Here is a 16,736-nt window from a genome sequence, read left to right on the forward strand (position 1 = left end):
ACGTGAGTCCTACGGTCGGTGCATGCGAGTACTGATCACCGGCGGGGCCGGGTTCATCGGGTCGCACGTCGCGGACGAGCTGACCTCCCAGGGCCACGAATGCGTGGTGCTCGACGCGTTGCTGCCCGAGGCGCACAGCGCTGTTCCTTTGCTGGAACACGAACTTGTCATCGGCGACGTGACCTCTCCCGACGTGCTGCGGCCGTTGTTGTCCACTGTGGACGCGGTGTGCCACCAGGCGGCCATGGTCGGACACGGCGTCGATCCGTTCGACGCGCCCTCCTACGCGCGCCACAACGATCTGGGCACGGCGGTGTTGCTGGCCGAGATGTACCGGGCCAAGGTGTCGCGGCTGGTGCTGGCGTCGTCGATGGTCGTCTACGGCGAGGGGCGCTATCGGTGTCTCTCGCACGGGATCGTGCGAGCCGAACGGACCGCCGCCGATCTCGCCGCGGGCAGGTACGAGCCGCGGTGCTCCTGCGGCGACTTCGTGGTCTCCGAGCTGGTGCCCGAGGACGCTCCGCTGGAGCCTCGCAGCACCTACGCGGCCACGAAGCTGGCGCAGGAGCACCTGGCGGTCGCGTGGGCCCGGCAGACCGGCGGGAGCGTGTGGGCGTTGCGGTACCACAACGTCTACGGCCCGCGGATGCCGCGCGACACCCCGTACGCCGGGGTCGCGTCGATCTTCCGGTCCGCGCTGCAGAACGGCGACGCGCCACGGGTGATGGAGGACGGACGGCAGCGGCGCGACTTCGTGCACGTCACGGACGTCGCGCGCGCCAACGTCCTCGCTCTGTCGTCGCCGCGTCCGGGCTTCGAGGCCGTGAACGTCTGCTCCGGCACCCCGCACACCATCGGCGACCTGGCGTTCGCGCTGGCCGACGCGTGCGACGGGCCGACGCCCGAGATCGTCGGCGGGGCACGGCCGGGCGACGTCCGGCACGTCGTCGCCTCACCCGCGAAAGCCTTGGAGGTGCTGGGTTTCGAGGCTCAGGTCGGGTTCGAGGACGGTGTGCGGGAGTTCGCGTTCGCCTCGCAGCGGGAGTCCGTCACCAGTTCGTGAGCACGAGATGGTTCACCGCCAGGGCCGTGATCGCCTGAGCGGTGAGCCACCTCTTCCGGTGGTCCAGCTTCGCGGTGCCGACCAGGAGCCAGACAGCGAACGGCAGCCAGATCCGTTCGGTCTCGGCCTTGCTCAGCCCGGACAGGTCGGCGGCCAGGATCGAGATGCCGGCCGCGACGACCCACTTGTCCCTGCGCAGTCCCTTGATTCCCGCCGGGCCGATGACCAGCGCGAGTGCCGCGAGGTTCGCCCACACCCAGTACCAGTACGGCCTGGTGGCGCCGATGCCCTGGTAGTAGCGGAGTTTCACGAGCTCGTAGCCGTCGAGCCACCAGAACCCGCTCAGTGCGAACGCTCCCACGACCGCGAGCGCGCCCGCGACGGCCCAGCCGATCCTCCAGCCGGCTTTCCAGCCGACCGCGACGATCGCGAGCGGCGCCAGCAACACCAGTCCGTAGGACAGGAACAGGCACCAGCCCAGCACGACGCCGCCCAGCACCGGCCACCGCGTGAGCAGGTAGAGGCCGACGGCCGCGACGCCCATGAACATGCCGTCCGCCGACGCGCCGACCCACACCGCCCCGGGGAACAGCACCAGGAACGGCAGCACGGCGTTGTTGTCGATGGCCTTGGGAATCGCGACGACCACGAGCGACCCGACGAGGAGGCAGAAGATCGACGCTGCCGCCCCTCCCCCGAGCCCGACGCGGTCGAGCGCGACGAACGTGAGCAACGCGCCCGGCGGGTGACCGGAGACGTGCGTGGTCCACGAGTCGGGCTGGAAGTCGGGGATGCGCGCGGCGAACCCGCGCAGCATCGCCGGGACGTCGGTGATGCCCGGAACCTCGTGCAGGTACTCGTCCTCGGTCGTCAGCCTGGTGACGAACCGGCCCCAGCCGTCGATCATCGCGAGCGAGAAGGTGAACGCCACCGAGGCCGCGTAGGCGATCGGCAGCGCGAACCTGTGCCCGGTGAGCTCGGGACCTTTGGCGACGACGAGGAACGCGATCAGGACCGCGAGCGGCGTGCCGGGGCCGACGTGCGGATCCCAGTTGCCGAAGATCGGTGCCGCCGAGGCGTAGAGGAGGTCCGGGTTGTGGGCGTTGACGACGATCCCGACGATGATGGCGGCAACGACGAGCAGTCCTGCGATGACTAGACGCACCGCGCCCAACCTAGGGGGTGCCGCGGGGGTCTCGCGGACCTCGCAAGACAATCGTAAGAACTCTTTCGTGCGTCATAATTCCGTAAGCACCACAACACTTTCCGATGGTCCAGGGTGGACACATGGATGTCGTGTTGCCCTGCCTGGACGAGGCCGCCGCACTGCCCGCGGTCCTCGCCTCCCTTCCTACCGGATACCGCGCGATCATCGTCGACAACGGCTCTACCGACGGTTCTCCTTCGGTGGCCGCTGCTCACGGCGCGCTGGTCGTGCACGAGCCCAAACGCGGCTACGGCGCCGCCGTGCACACCGGTCTGCTCGCGGCCACCTCCGACCTGGTGGCGTTCGCCGACGCGGACGGTTCGCTGGACCTGGCCGAACTGCCCGCGATGGCCGCCCTGCTGGCCGACGCCGACCTCGTCGTCGGACGACGAAGGCCCGTGCAACCGGGCGTCTGGCCTTGGCACGCGCGGGCCGGCAACGCCGTGATCTCGTCCCTGTTGCGGCGCAGGGGTTTGGACGTGCACGACATCGCGCCCCTGCGGGTGTGCCGGCGCGAAGCGTTGCTGGCGCTGGACCTCCAGGACCGCGCCTTCGGCTACCCGCTGGAACTCCTGGTGCGCGCGGCCGAGGCGGGCTGGCGGGTGCGCGAGGTCGACGTGTCCTACGGCCCGCGAGCGGCCGGCACGCGCTCGAAGGTGTCGGGTTCGGTGCGCGGCACGATGCGGGCGGCGCGGGACATGGCGGGGGTGCTGCGATGAGGTTCTGCCTGCTGATCATGGCCAAGTCGCCGATCCCCGGCCAGGTGAAGACCCGCCTGTGCCCGCCGCTGACCCCCGAGGAGGCCGCCGACGTCGCGGCAGCCGCGTTGCTCGACACGGTGGAGGCCGCGCTGGCCACCCCTGGCGCCGTGCCGGTGGTGGCGCTGGCCGGGGTGGTGCGGCGCGAGGACGTGCGGGACGCGCTGGCGGAGTGCGTGGTCATCCCGCAGCGCGGCCAGACCTTTGCCGACCGCCTGGTGCACGCGCACGCCGACGTGGCGCGGTTCGGGATGCCGGTGTTGCAGATCGGCATGGACACGCCGCAGGTGACGCCCTCGCTGCTGGAGTCGTGTGCGGAGTTCGACGAGGCCGCGCTCGGGTTCGCGCTGGACGGCGGGTGGTGGGCGCTCGGGTTGCGGGATCCGCTGCGGGCCGAGGTGTTGCGGGACGTGCCGATGTCCCGGGCGGACACCGGGGCGCGGACGCTGGAGGCGTTGCAGGGCTGGAAGACGGCGGACGAGCCGTCTCCGCGCGATGGGCTGCGGGTGCGGAACCTGCCGATTCTGTCCGATGTGGACACAATGGTCGACGCGCGCGCCGTGGCGGCTCTGGCACCGCACACCCGGTTCGCCGCGACGCTGACCGAACTGGCGGCGGTGGCGCGATGATGTTCGACCAGGCCCTCCAGGGTCGTCCCAGCTGGCTCGACCTCACCGGCACCGCCCCGCGCGAACTGAGCGTCGCCCGCTGGCAGGCGGACGCGGACGGCGGCGACTCCGTCCTCCTCGACGCCTGCACCGGCCCCACCCTCGACGTCGGCTGCGGACCGGGCCGTCTCGTGGCGGCTCTCCTGGCCCGGCACGTCCAGGCGCTCGGCGTCGACGTGTCACCGGAGGCGATCCGGCGCACCACCGAACGCGGCGGCATCGCGATCCGCCGCGACGTGTTCGACCTGTTGCCCGGCGAGGGTCGCTGGCAGCACGTGCTGCTGGCCGACGGCAACATCGGCATCGGTGGCGACCCGGCCGCGTTGCTCCGGCGCGTCCATCAGCTGCTCAAGCCCAGCGGGACCGTCGTCGTGGAGGTCGAGCAGCCGGGTTCCGGGCTGACCATCGGCCAGGCGCGGGTGCGGACGGAAGGCACCAGGGGCGAGTGGTTCCCGTGGGCCTGGAGCGACGCGGAGTCCCTGACCGCCGACGGGTTCTTCCTGCTGTGGCAGGTCGAACGCGCCGGGCGCTGGTTCGCGTGCTGGGAGCGGCTGTGAAGACCCCCTCGTTCAAGACCCCTGCGTTCAAGTCCCCCGCGCACCACACCGGCGTGACCAGCCGGGTCGGCACGTGGCTCGGCATCACGTTCGGGCTGTGCTTCGTCACCGGGCTGCTGAGTCACGGCGTGCAGCACGACTGGGTGTGGCCGACCCGGCCGGTCGACCTCTACCGCGTCACCCAGGGGGTGCACGTGATCTCCGGGGTGGCGTCGATTCCGTTGCTGCTGGCCAAGTTGTGGAGCGTCTACCCCAAGCTGTTCGAACGGCCGCTGGTCAAGAACGTGCCGCACGCCCTGGAACGCGGCTCGATCTTCGTGCTGATCGCGGCGTCGTTCTTCGAGCTGGTCACCGGGCTGTTCAACGCGGCGCAGAACTACCCGTGGTCGTTCTACTTCCCGACCGCCCACTACGCGGTGGCGTGGATCGTGATCGGCGCGCTGCTCGTGCACATCGCGGTCAAGATCCCGGTCATCAGGCGCACCCTCGAACCCAAGTCCGAAGAGCGGACCATCCTGTCCCGCAGGGCTTTCCTGCGCACGACCGCGTTGACGACGGGTGTCGCGGTCGTCGCGACGGCGGGCGTCACGGTGCCGTGGCTGCGCAAGATCTCCGTGCTGGCCTGGCGTTCGGACGGCGACCTGCCGGTCAACCGGACCGCGCAGGCCGCGAAAGTCGTGGTGCCACAGGACTGGCGGCTCAAAGCGGGCGCGAAGAGCTACTCGCTGGAGGAACTGCAGGCGATGCCGCAGACCACCGTCGACCTGCCGATCGCGTGCGTCGAGGGCTGGAGCCAGGACGCGACCTGGACCGGCGTCCGCGTCTCCGAACTCGTCAACGGCGGCGACGTGCGGGTCGAGTCGCTGGAGAAGGACGGGCTGTACCGGGCGACCACGCTGCCCGAGGCGTTCGCGCAGGACCCGCTGACGTTGCTGGCACTCCAGCTCAACGGCGAGGAACTCAGTCCGGACCACGGATACCCGTGCCGGCTCATCGCCCCGAACCGGCCAGGAGTGCTGCAGACGAAGTGGGTCACGTCGCTGGAGGTCGAGAAGTGAGCACCACGACCGGCATGAGGTTCGCGCTGGGCGCGGCCGGAGTGGGGCTGGGAGCCTGGGGCGCCTGGCTGCTCCTGCCCCAGATCACCATCGAACTGCTGCTCTGGCTGGGCGGCGGCGTGGTGCTGCACGACTTCCTGATCGCCCCGCTCGTCGGCGCCTCCGGGCTCGTGATCAAGCGGCCGTCGATCGGCATCGGCCTGACCGTCTCCGGAGTCATCACGCTGATCGCGATCCCGTTGCTGTGGCGGGAGCACAGCGGGCCGGTCAACCCAGGCCTGCACGACCGCGACTACCCCACCGGAGTCGCGGTCGCACTGGGCGTGACCTGGGCCGCCGTGGCCCTATACGAGGTCGCGGCGCACCTTCAGAAGCGTCGCCGCGCCGACGAAGAACACGACGTACCCGGCGAGGAACAGCGCCGCGGTGGTGCCGCTGAGATCGGTCAGCACACCGGGAGCACCCGATCCGCCGACGGCACCGGCGAGGTTGCCGGCCGAACCACCGGGCAGGACCTTGGTCAGCGATTCGACCGGTCCGAGCAGGGAACCCACGCCCCGCAACAGGTTCTCCGTGACGATCGCCCACATCAGCCCGAGCCCGACGGCCAGCGCGGGCCCCTTGGTGACGACGCCGAGGAACACCCCGAACCCCGTCCACATGGCGGCGATCAGCAGTGACGCGCCCAAAGCCTTGAAGACGCCCAATCCCGGCAGGCTCCAGTCCCAGCCCTCCAGCGACGCGACCGTGATGGACGCGCCGAGGTTCACGACGAACGTCAGCGCCACCAGCAGCACCACGATGATCCCCAGCGCGCCCAGCGTGCCGGCCATCGCCGAGACCCGGCGCGGGCCGGCGGTCAGCGTCGTCTTCCAGGTGCCCCAGCCGTATCCGCTGCCGACCGCGAGCGCCGCCAGCACCAGGATGATCGCCCCGCCGAACATGGGCAGGCCGCGCACCACCGCCGCGCCCACGTTCTCCGGTTGCATCGCGCTGATCAGCTGCTGCTGCGAGAGGTCACGCGTGTTGGTGCCGCCGTTCAGAGCGAGGTAGTTGAACACGTAGCCGAACGTCAGCGTCATCACCAGCCAGACGCCGATCAGCACCCAGGTCGCCGGCCACTTCCACAGCCTCAGCAGCTCCGCCTTCACGCTGCCCATCACGCCGCTCCCGTCATCTCGAAGAAGACCTCTTCCAGGGTCCGGCGCAGTGGCCGGACCTCCTGCACGTCCACGTCGGCGTGCACCAGCGTGCGCACCAACGCACCCGCGTCCGTCTCGCGCACGTGCAGCACGTCGCCGTGCAACGAGCTGCCCTCGATCAGCACGTGCGCCTTCTCGATCGGGTCGGCGCGGATCAGCAGCACGGTGTCACCGCGCAACTGGTCGACCGTGCTCTCGGCGACCAGCCGGCCCTGGGAGATCACCCCGACCCGGTCGCAGATCTCCTCGACCTCACCGAGCAGGTGACTCGACAGCAACACGGTCTGGCCCTGGGCCGCCAACGCCCGCACCAGGTCGCGCATGTCGGCCATGCCCGCCGGGTCGAGGCCGTTGGTCGGCTCGTCGAGGATCAGCAGCTCTGGCTGGCCGAGCAGGGCCGCGGCGACGCCGAGCCGTTGCTTCATGCCGAGCGAGTACCGGCGGAACTTCTCGCCGGCGGCACTCACCAGGTCGACCTGCTCCAGCGCCGCTTCCACGTGCGTCCTGCCGACGCCCCGGCGAGCCGCGTGGACGCGCAGGTTGTCTCGGCCAGACAGGTAGGGGTAGAAACCGGGCCCCTCGATCAGCGACCCGACCTTGAGCAACGCCTTGGGGGTGCCGGGCGCCTCGCCCAGCACCGACGCGGTACCGCTCGTGGGCCTCACGAGCCCCAGCAGCATGCGGATCGTGGTCGTCTTGCCCGCGCCGTTGGGACCGAGGAACCCGTAGACCTCGCCCCGCCGCACGGACAGACTGACCTCGTCCACCACGGCGCGGTCGCCGTAGCGCTTCGTCAGCTTCTCCGTCGTCACGATCATGCCGACAATCGTGTTCCCGTGAGAGCCCCTGGTCGTCCGCTCCGGAGCGTCATGAAGATACGCACATCTGCGTACGTCCCGGGTCGTATGGTCGGCCTCATGCGCTTCAAATGGCAGGACATCGCGCTGACCGCGGCGCTGCTGTTCTTCGGACTCGCCGGGACGCGATTCGCCGCGCGTCTCCAGACCGGGGAGTCACTCGACGTCCTCGCCTACGTGCTCATCGTCGTGGCGGCCTACGGCCTGCTGTTCCGCTCGGTCCGTCCGCTGTGGACGGTGGCCGTCACGACCGTCGCCATCGCCGTCTACCTGGCGCAGGGCTATCCGTTCGGTCCGATCCTGATGAGCGGCGTCGCGGCGATGTACGCAGTGGCCGTGTACGCGCGCATCGAGCTGGCAGCCGCCTGTGCGCTGGTCTACGCGCTGGCGATCCTGCCGTGGTGGAACGACTCGATCACCTCGTGGATCACCTGGTCGGCGGGCTGGATCCTGCTGCCGGTCGCGGCCGGTGTGCTGATGAAGCTGCGCAAGAAGTCCGCTGTGGACGTTCGCGAGCGTGCCGTGATCTCCGAACGGCTGCGGCTCGCCCAGGAGGTCCACGACGTCGTCGGGCACGGCCTGAGCGTGATCGCGATGCAGGCGGGCGTCGCGCTCTACGTGCTGGACAAGGATCCCGCGAAGGCCCGCGCCTCGCTGGAGGCCATCCGCGACACGTCGAAGGAAGCACTGGACGGCCTGCGGTCCGAACTGGACACTCTGCGCGGCTCGGCCCCGCTGACACCGACGATCACCCTCGCCGACATACCCGCGCTGACCGCACGGATGCGCGAGGCAGGACTCGAGGTGTCGGTCGAGGTCGCGGAAGTCGAACTGCCGGACACCTACCAACTCGCCGTGTACCGGATCGTGCAGGAGTCGCTGACCAACGTCCTGCGCCACTCCTCCCCCGGCGTCACCGCGTCCGTACGCGTCTACGTCGTGCGCGGTGAACTTGTCGTGCAAGTGACCGACACCGGCACGTCCGGCACGGTCACCGAAGGCCACGGCATCACCGGCATGCGTTCACGGGCCGAAGCACTGGGTGGCACGCTGGAAACGGACGCATCGCACGGTTTCGCGGTGATCGCACGGATACCGTTGCCCTCATGATTCGCGTGGTGGTGGCCGACGACCAGCCGCTGGTCCGGATGGGACTGCGGACGTTGATCGAGACCGAGGACGGCGTCCAGTTCGCCGGAGAGGCCGCCGACGGACGCGAGGCGTTGTCGCTGATCCAGTCGCTGAAGCCGGACGTGGTGTTCCTCGACATCCGCATGCCGGTGATGGACGGCCTGGAGGTGCTGCGCCGCGTCTCGGCCAACCCCGAACTGGGCGACGTGCGGATCGTCATGCTCACGACGTTCGACCTGGACGAGTACGTGTTCGAGGCGCTGCGCACCGGCGCGTCCGGGTTCCTGGTGAAGGACTCCGACCCGACCGACCTGCTGCGCGCGGTGCACGTGGTGGCCGACGGCGGTTCGCTGCTGTCGCCGTCCGTCACGCGCCGGGTGATCGACCGGTTCGCGTCCGGTGCGTCGGCCAGGCCCGTGCCGCACCTGGACAAGCTGACCGAACGCGAGCGGGAGATCATGCGGCACGTGGCGTCCGGCGCGTCCAACGACGAGATCGCCGCCGTGCTGGTGATCTCGCCCGCGACGGTGCGCACGCACGTGTCGCGGGCGATGGTGAAGCTGGGCGCACGCGATCGCGCCCAGCTCGTCGTGTTCGCCGTTCAGTCAGGCCTCACCTGACCTGCAGATCGACCCCTGAGGTCTCCTGGCCCTCCTGGACGTGGACGAGGTCCGGGTGGATCTGGATCTCGTCCTCGAAGTTGCCGTGGAACTGCAGCTGCACGTCCTGGGTGGCGTAGCCCTTCATCCAGTACTCGTACTTGCTGTTCCGCGACGCCGACGGCCCGGCGTAGTCGCCGGTCACGGGGTTCACCGCGAGCACCGTCGTGTACTCGAACGGCCTGGTGGCGTTCACGAGCTTCCCGCTGATCCTGCCGGGCTTCTTCAGCCGTGCGTCGACCGTGGCGGTGCCGCCGGGTGTGACCTGGACCGGCGTCGCGCCGAAGCGGTCCGCCGCCCCACCCGACCACTGCCAGGCGTGGTCGCCGTACTCCGACGGGAACTGCACCTTCCACGCGTACGGGCCGAGACCGCTGATCTCGTAGCGGCCCTCGGTGTAGGTGCACTTCACGTTGCGGCCCCGGGAAACGTAGTAGTGAGACGGAGTCACCGACGGGCACAGGCCCGAGACCGCGGCACCCGACTCGTCGTCGACGACGGAGCCGCTGATGGTGCCCGCGCCGTCGAACTTCACCTGCACGGGCGTGGTCTGGCCGCTGACGGTGTCGAACCACTGCGCCTGCTCGACGTCACCGGTGCCGCCGTTCGCCCCCACCCACTGGCTGCCGTGCGTGGTGGACGTGCGCGGGAACGCGAAGAGGCGCTGAGTGGCGGGCCACTGGCCGGTCACCCGGAGCTTGCCGGTTCCGTCGGTGCTGCAGGTGCCGGGACCGTTCGGGACGACGTTGCGCTGACGCGGTTCCACCGTGACGTAGCAACCGTCGACGGGAGCGCCCGTGGCGGCGTCGGTGAAGGTCAGCTCGAAGACGGCCTCGTGCTGCAGCGTGCCGGTGGCGACGGCGGTCTCGTCCGCCTTGACCTCGACGTCCTCGATCGTCTCGTAGAGGTAGCCGGTCGGCGGCTGGATCAGGAAGCGCCACTTGCCGGTGAGCAGGTTCTCGAACCGCACCTTGCCCTGCGCGTCGGTGGTCTTGCCGATCCCGCCTCCGTTCGGTCCTTCCTTGTCGACCCGCACGTTCGCCATCGGCTCGCTGGTGGTCCGGTCGCGGATGGTGACCTCGGCGCTGCCCATCGGCCGGGCGACCTGCTCGACGACGGTCTCCTCGCCGTCGCGCACGGTCAGCTGTTCCGACCAGTGGTCGGACCACTCGGGGAAGTAGAAGCGGAGCTTGCGCTCGCCGGTGCGCACGTGGTCGAAGCGGAACGTGCCGTCCGCCGCGGTGGTCGTGCTGTCCTTGACGTCGTTGCCGTTGAGGTCGGTCAGCCGCACGCCGACGTTCGCGATCGGCTCACCGGGCTTGCGCAGGTACGTGCCGCGCACCGAGCCGTACGTGAAGGGCTTCATCGCGATCGAGACGCTGCCGGGAGCGGTCACCGGTTCGCTCAGGTGCTCCTCGTGCTCACTGGCGTGGGCGAAGATCCGGTACTGCCGGCCTGCCGTGAGCGGGATGTCGAACTTGCCGTCGGCGTTGGTGAAGCCATCGCGCACCCAGCCCCCGTCGGGCGTTTTCGCGATGACCTGGATCCCCTTCATCGGCAGCCCGGTCGCCGCGGACGTGACGGTCCCGTCGATCCCCGTCGGGCTGGCCGAGGCCGGCGTGCCTGAGACGAGCAGGCTGAAGACGGCCGCCAGCGCGGCCACTGTTCTGAACATCGTTCCCCCTAGAACGGACGGCTCCCCCTGAGCCGTCCGCTCGACCATAGGGCTTCGAAGTCAGACCTGGATAGCGTCGAAAGCCTGTTTCAGGCCCTGCGCGATCTCCGGCGGGATCGAGTCGTAGGGGCGCGGCGGCTGCGGGTCGTACTCGATGCCGACCTGCACGGCCTGCGCGACCATCTCGCCGAACTCGGCCTCGACCAGCCGCAACGCCATGTCGATGCCCGCGGAGACGCCCGCTCCGCTGACGACCTTGCCGTCGAACACCACCCGGTCCGTCGACACCTCGACGCCGCGCACCTCCAGGTCCTCGCGCGCGGCCCAGTGCGTCGTGGCCTTCGACACCAGCCCGGCTTCGGCGAGCAGTGTCGAGCCCGTGCACACCGACGTCGTCCACTTCGTCGTCGGGTGGACCTCCTGAAGCCACTCGACGACGCCGCCGGAGTCCCTGAGCAGTTCCTTCCAGTGCCCGGAGCCCGGCACGACCACGATGTCCGTCGACTTCAGCGAGTCGAACGTGTCGGTCGGCACGACGCTCAGCCCGTTGTCGGACTTCACCGGGTCGAGCGTGGCGGCGACGAACCGCGCCGTGATGACCGGCACGCTGCCGAGCACCTCGAACGGGCCGACGAAGTCGAGCGCGGTCATGTTCGGGTAGAGCACGAACGTGGCTTCCATCAGGCAACCCCAGTGGTCCGGAAACGGGCGCGGTAGCTGCCCGGCGACACGCCGAGCACGCGCAGGAAGGCCCTTCGCAGGGTCTCGGCGGAGCCGAACCCCGACTGGCGGGCGACGAGGTCGAGCGAGTCTCCGGTGCTGGCCAGCCGGTCGGCGGCGGCCTCGACGCGGGCTCGTTCGACGTACTGCGCGGGCGAGACGCCCACGTTGCGGGAGAAGACGCGCGCGAAGTGCCGCACGCTCATCATGGCCTTGCGCGCCATGACCGGCACCGTCCACTCCCGCGTCGGATCGGCGTGGATGTCGTCGAGCAACGCGCGCAGCGAGCCGTCCCGCACCGGCTTCGCGCGGGTGTGCACGCTGAACTGCGACTGGCCGCCGGAGCGCTGCAGGAAGACGACCAGGTACTGCGCGATCCTGCGCGCCAGTCCGGGCCCGTGGTCCTGCTCGACCATGGCCAGGGCCAGGTCGATGCCCGCCGTCACGCCCGCGGACGTGGCCACCTCGCCGTCGCACACGAAGATCGCGTCCGGCTCCACCTCGACACCGCGGTTCTCCAGCTCGCCGGTGAACGCCCAGTGCGTCGTCGCCTTCTTGCCCTTCAGCAGTCCCGCGCTCGCCAGCACCACGGATCCGGTGCAGACACCGGCGACCCGGCGCGACTTCAGCGCGAGCCGCCGCAGGTTGGTCATGAGCACCGCGTCGGACGCCGCCTCGTCGTAGCCCCAGCCGCCGACCACGATCAACGTGTCGATCGGACGGTCCAGCTCGCGCAGATCGGCGCCCGCCTCGATGCGCACGCCCGCGGTCGCGGTGAACGGTTCTCCCCCGAGCGTGGCGAGCGTGACCTCGTAGCGCGGCTCGCCGTAGTTGGCTGCCTGGAACACCTCTATCGGTCCCGCCAGGTCCAGCAGCGCCGTGCGGTCGTAGCCGACCACGACTATCTCCCTCAGATTCCCCACACCTCCACTTTCCTCACCCCCGCCTGAGGCGGCAACGCCATATCCCCCTCGCATTCGGCCACCCCCGTAAACTGGTGCGCGATGCGCAAAGTGCTCTTCTTCGCGGCGATCGGCCTGCTCACGATCCTGCTGGTCGTGAGCGACCACGTGTTCCCTCCCCCCTCCGAACCCGACCGCGAGACCAGGACCGCGGTCGTGGCGCTCGGCGACAGCACGATGTCCGGCGAGGGCGCCGGCGACTACGAGCCGGGAACCGACGGCGAGGACGGTGGCAACTGGTGCCATCGCTCGCGCGAGTCCGAGATCATGAAGACCGAGTTCCAGGCCGACCAGAAGATCAACCTGGCGTGCTCGGGCGCGAACTCGGACAAGCTGCGCAACGAGCAGTTGCCGAAGCTGCGCGCGATCGCCGGGTCGAACCAGGTCGTCGCGATCGTCGTGGCCATCGGCGCGAACGACGACCCGAGGTTCTCCGAGATCCTCAACAAGTGCTTCGAGGCGTGGGGCAAGCGCAGCGACTGCACGTCGTCCGTGGCACCGGAGTGGACCAAGCGCGTGCGGCGGATGATCCCCAAGGTCGAGAACACGCTCAACGCCATCCGCCAGACCATGCGCGACTCCGGCTACCTCGACTCCTCCTACCAGCTGGTCGTGCAGTCGTACGCGGCGCCGGTGTCGCCGAAGATGCCGCAGTCGCTGCAGAACCTGTCCGGCTGCCCGCTGCGCACCGCCGACCTGGAGTGGGTCGTCGAGGAGGCCGTGCCGGAGCTGTCGAACGGCCTGCGCTCCGCCGCGGCGAAGGTCAACGCCCGCTTCCTCGACCTGGCGCGGGCCGGTGAGGGCCACGAGGCGTGCGTGGGCGGCAACAAACCCGAGACGGAGTGGTTCACGCGGTTGACGGTCGACTTCGACGGTCTGAAGGACCAGAAGCGCGCATCGCACGCGTTGCAGGAGTCGTTCCACCCCAACGCCCGCGGTCACGAGCAGATCGGCCGGTGCCTCACCGAGTTCCTGGCTTCGGACAAGCGCGACGGGGCGTGCGTGCCGCGGCTGAACGGCACGCTCGGTCTCACGACGGAGAGTTAGTCCCAGCGTTTGAGCTCATGCGCGGGCCAGCCGGGATTGCCCGTGCGGGCGAACCTCGCCCACGCCCGCGCGATGTCGCCGCGGAACATGTCCGGGACGTCGGCGCCGTGGTGTGCCGGTGGGCGGGCGTAGACCGAACGGAACGCGCTGCCGTGCTCGTCGGCCAGCCGCGTCGTCGGGCGCTGGAACAGTTCGGCGTCCTCGTCGGCGGTGTGGCAGACCAGCAGGTCCACGTCGTACGGGCCTTCCAGCGGGCTGCGCGGCAGCGTGTCGCCGTCGACGATCGGCTGGTACAGCACGACTTCCGGGTCGGCTTGCCGTTGTGTTCGGACCGCTTCCTCCGGCGTGAAGAACCGTCCGGCGAGGCTGTGCGCGATCGCCCGGTGGAACAGGCCCTGGGCGGAGGGCATGACCATCAGGCTCGCGACCGTCTGCGCGCCGGACGAGTGGCCGGCGACGGTCACGTTGGCAGGATCTCCGCCGTAGCGGGCGATGTTGCGCTGGATCCAGCGCAGTGCCGAGACCACGTCGAGCAGTCCGCGATTGTGCGGAAACCCTTCCAGAGCACCGTATCCGTCGACCGCGAGCCGGTAGTCGCAGCTGACGAACACGATCCCGTTCGACGCGTGGAAGTCGCCCGCGTACTCCGGTTGTGCCGAGGTGCCAACGGTGTTCGCGCCGCCGTGGATCCAGAGGAGCACCGGCGCCGGACCGTCCGTGGTGGACCAGACGTTCAGCGTGTGCCGGTCACCGAAAGCGCCCGCCGGCTCGCCGTCGCAGTCCACCGGTGGGTGGAGGCGCAGCGGGCCGACGGGCGGTTCGGCGTAGCGGATTCCGAGGTTCAGGCCGTCACCTGGTGCGAGACCGGCAGCACGCGCAGGTTCGCGGCCGCCCGTTCCAGCTGGGAGAGCACGCTCGGCCGCATCCCCGCGATCTCCTGTTCCGCGGCCGGCCCGGAGATCTCCTGCAACAGCACCTGCTGCGGGTGATCACCCTCGGCCTCGGCGACCGCGAGCACGCGGAACGGCGTGCCGGGAGCGAAGAGCACGCGTTCCTCGGTGGCCACGGCGACGCGGTCGGTCACCTCGACCACGCGGCCGGTGACCGACCAGATCAGGTACTCGGTGACGCCCTCGATGCGCTGGGACGGGTTCGCGACGGCGTCCAGCAGGCCGTGCTCCACCAGCACCTCGCCGTGGCGGTAGCGCCGCGGACCCGTGGGACCGCTCATGCCCCACACCGCCGCGATGCCGTTGTGCACGGGCAGGCGGTTCAGGCCGGAGACGATGCACGCGACGTACGGGCGCAAGCGGCCCAGACGTCCCATGCGGAGCGTTTCGACGACCATCTCCTCGTCCTGCGACACACACGCCAGCAACGCCGTGAGGTCGGTGACCATGGCCTCGAACGCGGCCGGGTCCTCCTCCGCGTCCGGGCGCTGCGAGAGCAGGCGGACGACCGTCGCCGCGTGCACGCCGTAGCGTTCGCCGAGCGCACGACGGACCGTGTCGCGTTCGGCGTCCGAACTGCTGTGGTCCACGGAGACCGTCTCGCGCTCGCCGTTGTCCTCCGGCGGCACCTCCCACAGGGCCAGCGGCTGCAACGGCAGCGGGCCGTCCACGCGGAACCGCACCGGGGCGGAGTCCGGGTCGTCCGAGGGGAACGCGGCCTCGTCCGGGTCGTCCAGCGCGTGCGACGTCACGGTCGCCATCGCCGGACCGGCGCCGATGCTCGCGTACGCGGACCGCTCCGTCTCGGGCTCGGCCGGCGTGACGGCGGTGAAGAAGCCGACGCCGTTGTCCGACGAGTCACGCGTGGACAACGCGTGTGCCGGCGTCGTCGCGGGAGGCTGAGCGGGCGGTGGCGGCGGTGGCGCGGTCACCTTGGAGTCGCAGAACACCAGCCGCAGGAGCTTGCGCACCTCGGGCTCCAGGCGTTCGACGAGAGCGGCGCCGTGCACCGCGACCGCGCCAGGCGTCGTGCGCCCAGGCGTGCCCACGGTCAGACGTGCCCACTCCGGGTCCAGGGGCTGGGTGCGCACCTCGGCCGCGTTGTAGGGCTCTTCCTGCTCACGCACCCACAGACCGGAGGGCACGACTTCGAGCACGACGCCGTCGCCGAGGGTGAACACACCGGGTGAGACCTCGGACAGGCCCTGCACCGGAGTCCGGTAGCCCGACACGACGGGCACGGACTCGTTCGGCACGCACAGCACCTCGGTGACGAACGGCCGCCACGTCTGCTGCCCGCGCGGGTCGACCGCGATGACCGCGGGCCCGCCGCTGCGCAGGTTGCCCACCGGCAGGCCGGTGAACATGGCGATCGGCTCGCCGATCTGGTCCGCGACCAGGCTTCCGATGCTCGCGTCGATGCCGTACGGGACGAGCCGCACGCGCGACCGGGCCGCCTGGGGCAGCGCGGTGAGCAGGCGGCACACCTCGTCGATCGGGATCGCCGACTGGCCGGGGCCGCCGACGACGACCGTCAGCACGTTGTCGCGGCACGGCAGCGCCACGATCGGCCGTGAGTCCTGGGCGGCCGGTTCGAACGGCGGCTGCTGCGCGCGCAGCCAGAGTCCGCTCGGAATCGGCTCGGAGATGCCGATCTCGCCCGTCGGCCACGGCGAGTTCGGGTCCATCGCCTCCCACTGCGGCACCGGGAAGCGGCGGCCGAACGGCATCGGGGACGCGTTCGGCTGGAACTTCACCCAGCTGCCGTAGCCCTGCGTGCCGACGACGAACGCGGCACCGGGCACCGTGGTCAGCACGCCGTCCGGCGCCACGACCTCGGTCTGGAGCTGCTCGGCGAGCCACTGGGCGGGCGCGGTCGGCCGCATCGTCCCGGCGTGCGACACCGCGAGCCGGAGGGGCCCACGGCCGTGCAGCGCCGTCACGACGTGCGGCCAGAAAGTGCTTTGGTCTCCGCCTGGGAAGTCGACCACGACCACGGTCCGGCCGGTGTCGGCGGGAAGGGCGCGCGCGAGTCCCGTGGCGCCCTGGCTGGGGCCTTCGGGGTTGGAGACGACGAGCGTCGACCCCACCAGGTTCGCCGCGAAGGGCGTCCTCTGGGGTACCGGCTCCGGCGGCGGCGCTGCTGCCGGGGGCTGCTCGACGGGATACAGATCCATGTCCTGCTCGGTGCTCGTAATCGTCTGAACCCCGAAAACGCTCTG

At 70.4% G+C, this 16,736-nt stretch carries 17 protein-coding genes; 8 read left to right on the forward strand and 9 right to left on the reverse strand.

Going from position 1 to position 16,736, the window contains the following annotated elements:
• Positions 1-22 precede the first annotated feature (22 nt).
• A complete protein-coding gene (locus SK854_RS43990) occupies positions 23-1,063 on the forward strand; it encodes an NAD-dependent epimerase/dehydratase family protein (RefSeq protein WP_319981132.1) in 1,041 nt (346 codons plus the stop codon).
• Here SK854_RS43990 and SK854_RS43995 read toward each other — a convergent pair.
• Positions 1,050-2,228: a hypothetical protein gene (locus tag SK854_RS43995; RefSeq protein WP_319981133.1), complete on the reverse strand. Its 1,179-nt coding sequence runs from the start codon at positions 2,226-2,228 to the stop codon at positions 1,050-1,052. The genes SK854_RS43990 and SK854_RS43995 overlap by 14 nt on opposite strands.
• A gap of 122 nt (positions 2,229-2,350) precedes the next feature.
• Here SK854_RS43995 and SK854_RS44000 point away from each other — a divergent pair, with 122 nt between their 5' ends.
• Genes SK854_RS44000 through SK854_RS44015 form a run of 4 tightly spaced genes read left to right on the forward strand, consistent with a single transcriptional unit; the run spans position 2,351 to position 5,311 of the window.
• Entirely contained in the window at positions 2,351-2,989 is a 639-nt protein-coding gene (locus tag SK854_RS44000) for a glycosyltransferase family 2 protein (protein WP_319981134.1), read from the forward strand.
• Positions 2,986-3,657 carry a TIGR04282 family arsenosugar biosynthesis glycosyltransferase gene (locus SK854_RS44005; RefSeq protein WP_319981135.1) on the forward strand — a complete coding sequence of 224 codons (672 nt, stop codon included), beginning with the start codon at positions 2,986-2,988 and terminating at the stop codon, positions 3,655-3,657. The genes SK854_RS44000 and SK854_RS44005 overlap by 4 nt, the downstream gene beginning before the upstream one ends.
• Complete coding sequence (locus SK854_RS44010; RefSeq protein WP_319981136.1) at positions 3,654-4,253, forward strand: class I SAM-dependent methyltransferase; 600 nt, start codon at positions 3,654-3,656, stop codon at positions 4,251-4,253. The genes SK854_RS44005 and SK854_RS44010 overlap by 4 nt, the downstream gene beginning before the upstream one ends.
• Entirely contained in the window at positions 4,250-5,311 is a 1,062-nt protein-coding gene (locus tag SK854_RS44015) for a molybdopterin-dependent oxidoreductase (RefSeq protein WP_319981137.1), read from the forward strand. The genes SK854_RS44010 and SK854_RS44015 overlap by 4 nt, the downstream gene beginning before the upstream one ends.
• Here SK854_RS44015 and SK854_RS44020 read toward each other — a convergent pair.
• From SK854_RS44020 to SK854_RS44030, 3 genes are all read right to left on the reverse strand, one after another.
• Positions 5,286-5,582 (reverse strand): hypothetical protein, encoded by a 297-nt coding sequence (locus SK854_RS44020; protein ID WP_319981138.1) that lies wholly within the window; start codon positions 5,580-5,582, stop codon positions 5,286-5,288. The two genes, SK854_RS44015 and SK854_RS44020, sit on opposite strands and share 26 nt — an antisense overlap.
• 73 nt (positions 5,583-5,655) lie before the next feature.
• On the reverse strand, positions 5,656-6,471 hold the full coding sequence (locus SK854_RS44025) for a hypothetical protein (protein ID WP_319981139.1): 816 nt from the start codon (positions 6,469-6,471) through the stop codon (positions 5,656-5,658).
• Positions 6,471-7,331, reverse strand: coding sequence for an ABC transporter ATP-binding protein (locus SK854_RS44030; RefSeq protein WP_319981140.1), 861 nt, complete (start codon positions 7,329-7,331; stop codon positions 6,471-6,473). The genes SK854_RS44025 and SK854_RS44030 overlap by 1 nt, the downstream gene beginning before the upstream one ends.
• Before the next feature lie 99 nt (positions 7,332-7,430).
• On the opposite strand from SK854_RS44030, the gene SK854_RS44035 reads away from it, so the two are divergent.
• Positions 7,431-8,480 (forward strand): sensor histidine kinase, encoded by a 1,050-nt coding sequence (locus SK854_RS44035; RefSeq protein WP_319981141.1) that lies wholly within the window; start codon positions 7,431-7,433, stop codon positions 8,478-8,480.
• A complete protein-coding gene (locus SK854_RS44040) occupies positions 8,477-9,121 on the forward strand; it encodes a response regulator transcription factor (protein WP_319981142.1) in 645 nt (214 codons plus the stop codon). Before SK854_RS44035 ends, SK854_RS44040 begins: the two co-directional genes overlap by 4 nt.
• On the opposite strand, the gene SK854_RS44045 is transcribed toward SK854_RS44040, so the two are convergent.
• The 3 genes from SK854_RS44045 to SK854_RS44055 are packed head-to-tail and all read right to left on the reverse strand — an operon-like array spanning position 9,114 to position 12,478.
• Entirely contained in the window at positions 9,114-10,835 is a 1,722-nt protein-coding gene (locus SK854_RS44045; protein WP_319981143.1) for an MSCRAMM family protein, read from the reverse strand. The genes SK854_RS44040 and SK854_RS44045 overlap by 8 nt on opposite strands.
• Positions 10,836-10,895: 60 nt before the next feature.
• Positions 10,896-11,516: a DJ-1/PfpI family protein gene (locus SK854_RS44050; protein ID WP_319981144.1), complete on the reverse strand. Its 621-nt coding sequence runs from the start codon at positions 11,514-11,516 to the stop codon at positions 10,896-10,898.
• Positions 11,516-12,478 carry a GlxA family transcriptional regulator gene (locus tag SK854_RS44055; RefSeq protein WP_319981145.1) on the reverse strand — a complete coding sequence of 321 codons (963 nt, stop codon included), beginning with the start codon at positions 12,476-12,478 and terminating at the stop codon, positions 11,516-11,518. The genes SK854_RS44050 and SK854_RS44055 overlap by 1 nt, the downstream gene beginning before the upstream one ends.
• 81 nt (positions 12,479-12,559) lie before the next feature.
• Here SK854_RS44055 and SK854_RS44060 point away from each other — a divergent pair, with 81 nt between their 5' ends.
• Positions 12,560-13,564, forward strand: coding sequence for a GDSL-type esterase/lipase family protein (locus tag SK854_RS44060; protein WP_319981146.1), 1,005 nt, complete (start codon positions 12,560-12,562; stop codon positions 13,562-13,564).
• On the opposite strand, the gene SK854_RS44065 is transcribed toward SK854_RS44060, so the two are convergent.
• Together SK854_RS44065 and SK854_RS44070 are read right to left on the reverse strand one after the other, a co-directional pair.
• Positions 13,561-14,349 (reverse strand): carboxylesterase family protein, encoded by a 789-nt coding sequence (locus SK854_RS44065; protein ID WP_319981147.1) that lies wholly within the window; start codon positions 14,347-14,349, stop codon positions 13,561-13,563. The genes SK854_RS44060 and SK854_RS44065 overlap by 4 nt on opposite strands.
• A 56-nt stretch (positions 14,350-14,405) precedes the next feature.
• Entirely contained in the window at positions 14,406-16,691 is a 2,286-nt protein-coding gene (locus SK854_RS44070; RefSeq protein WP_319981148.1) for a hypothetical protein, read from the reverse strand.
• Between the last annotated feature and the right edge of the window lie 45 nt (positions 16,692-16,736).

It is taken from the genome of Lentzea sokolovensis (assembly GCF_033949975.1).
In the GTDB taxonomy this organism is placed as follows: Bacteria; Actinomycetota; Actinomycetes; order Mycobacteriales; family Pseudonocardiaceae; genus Lentzea; species Lentzea sokolovensis.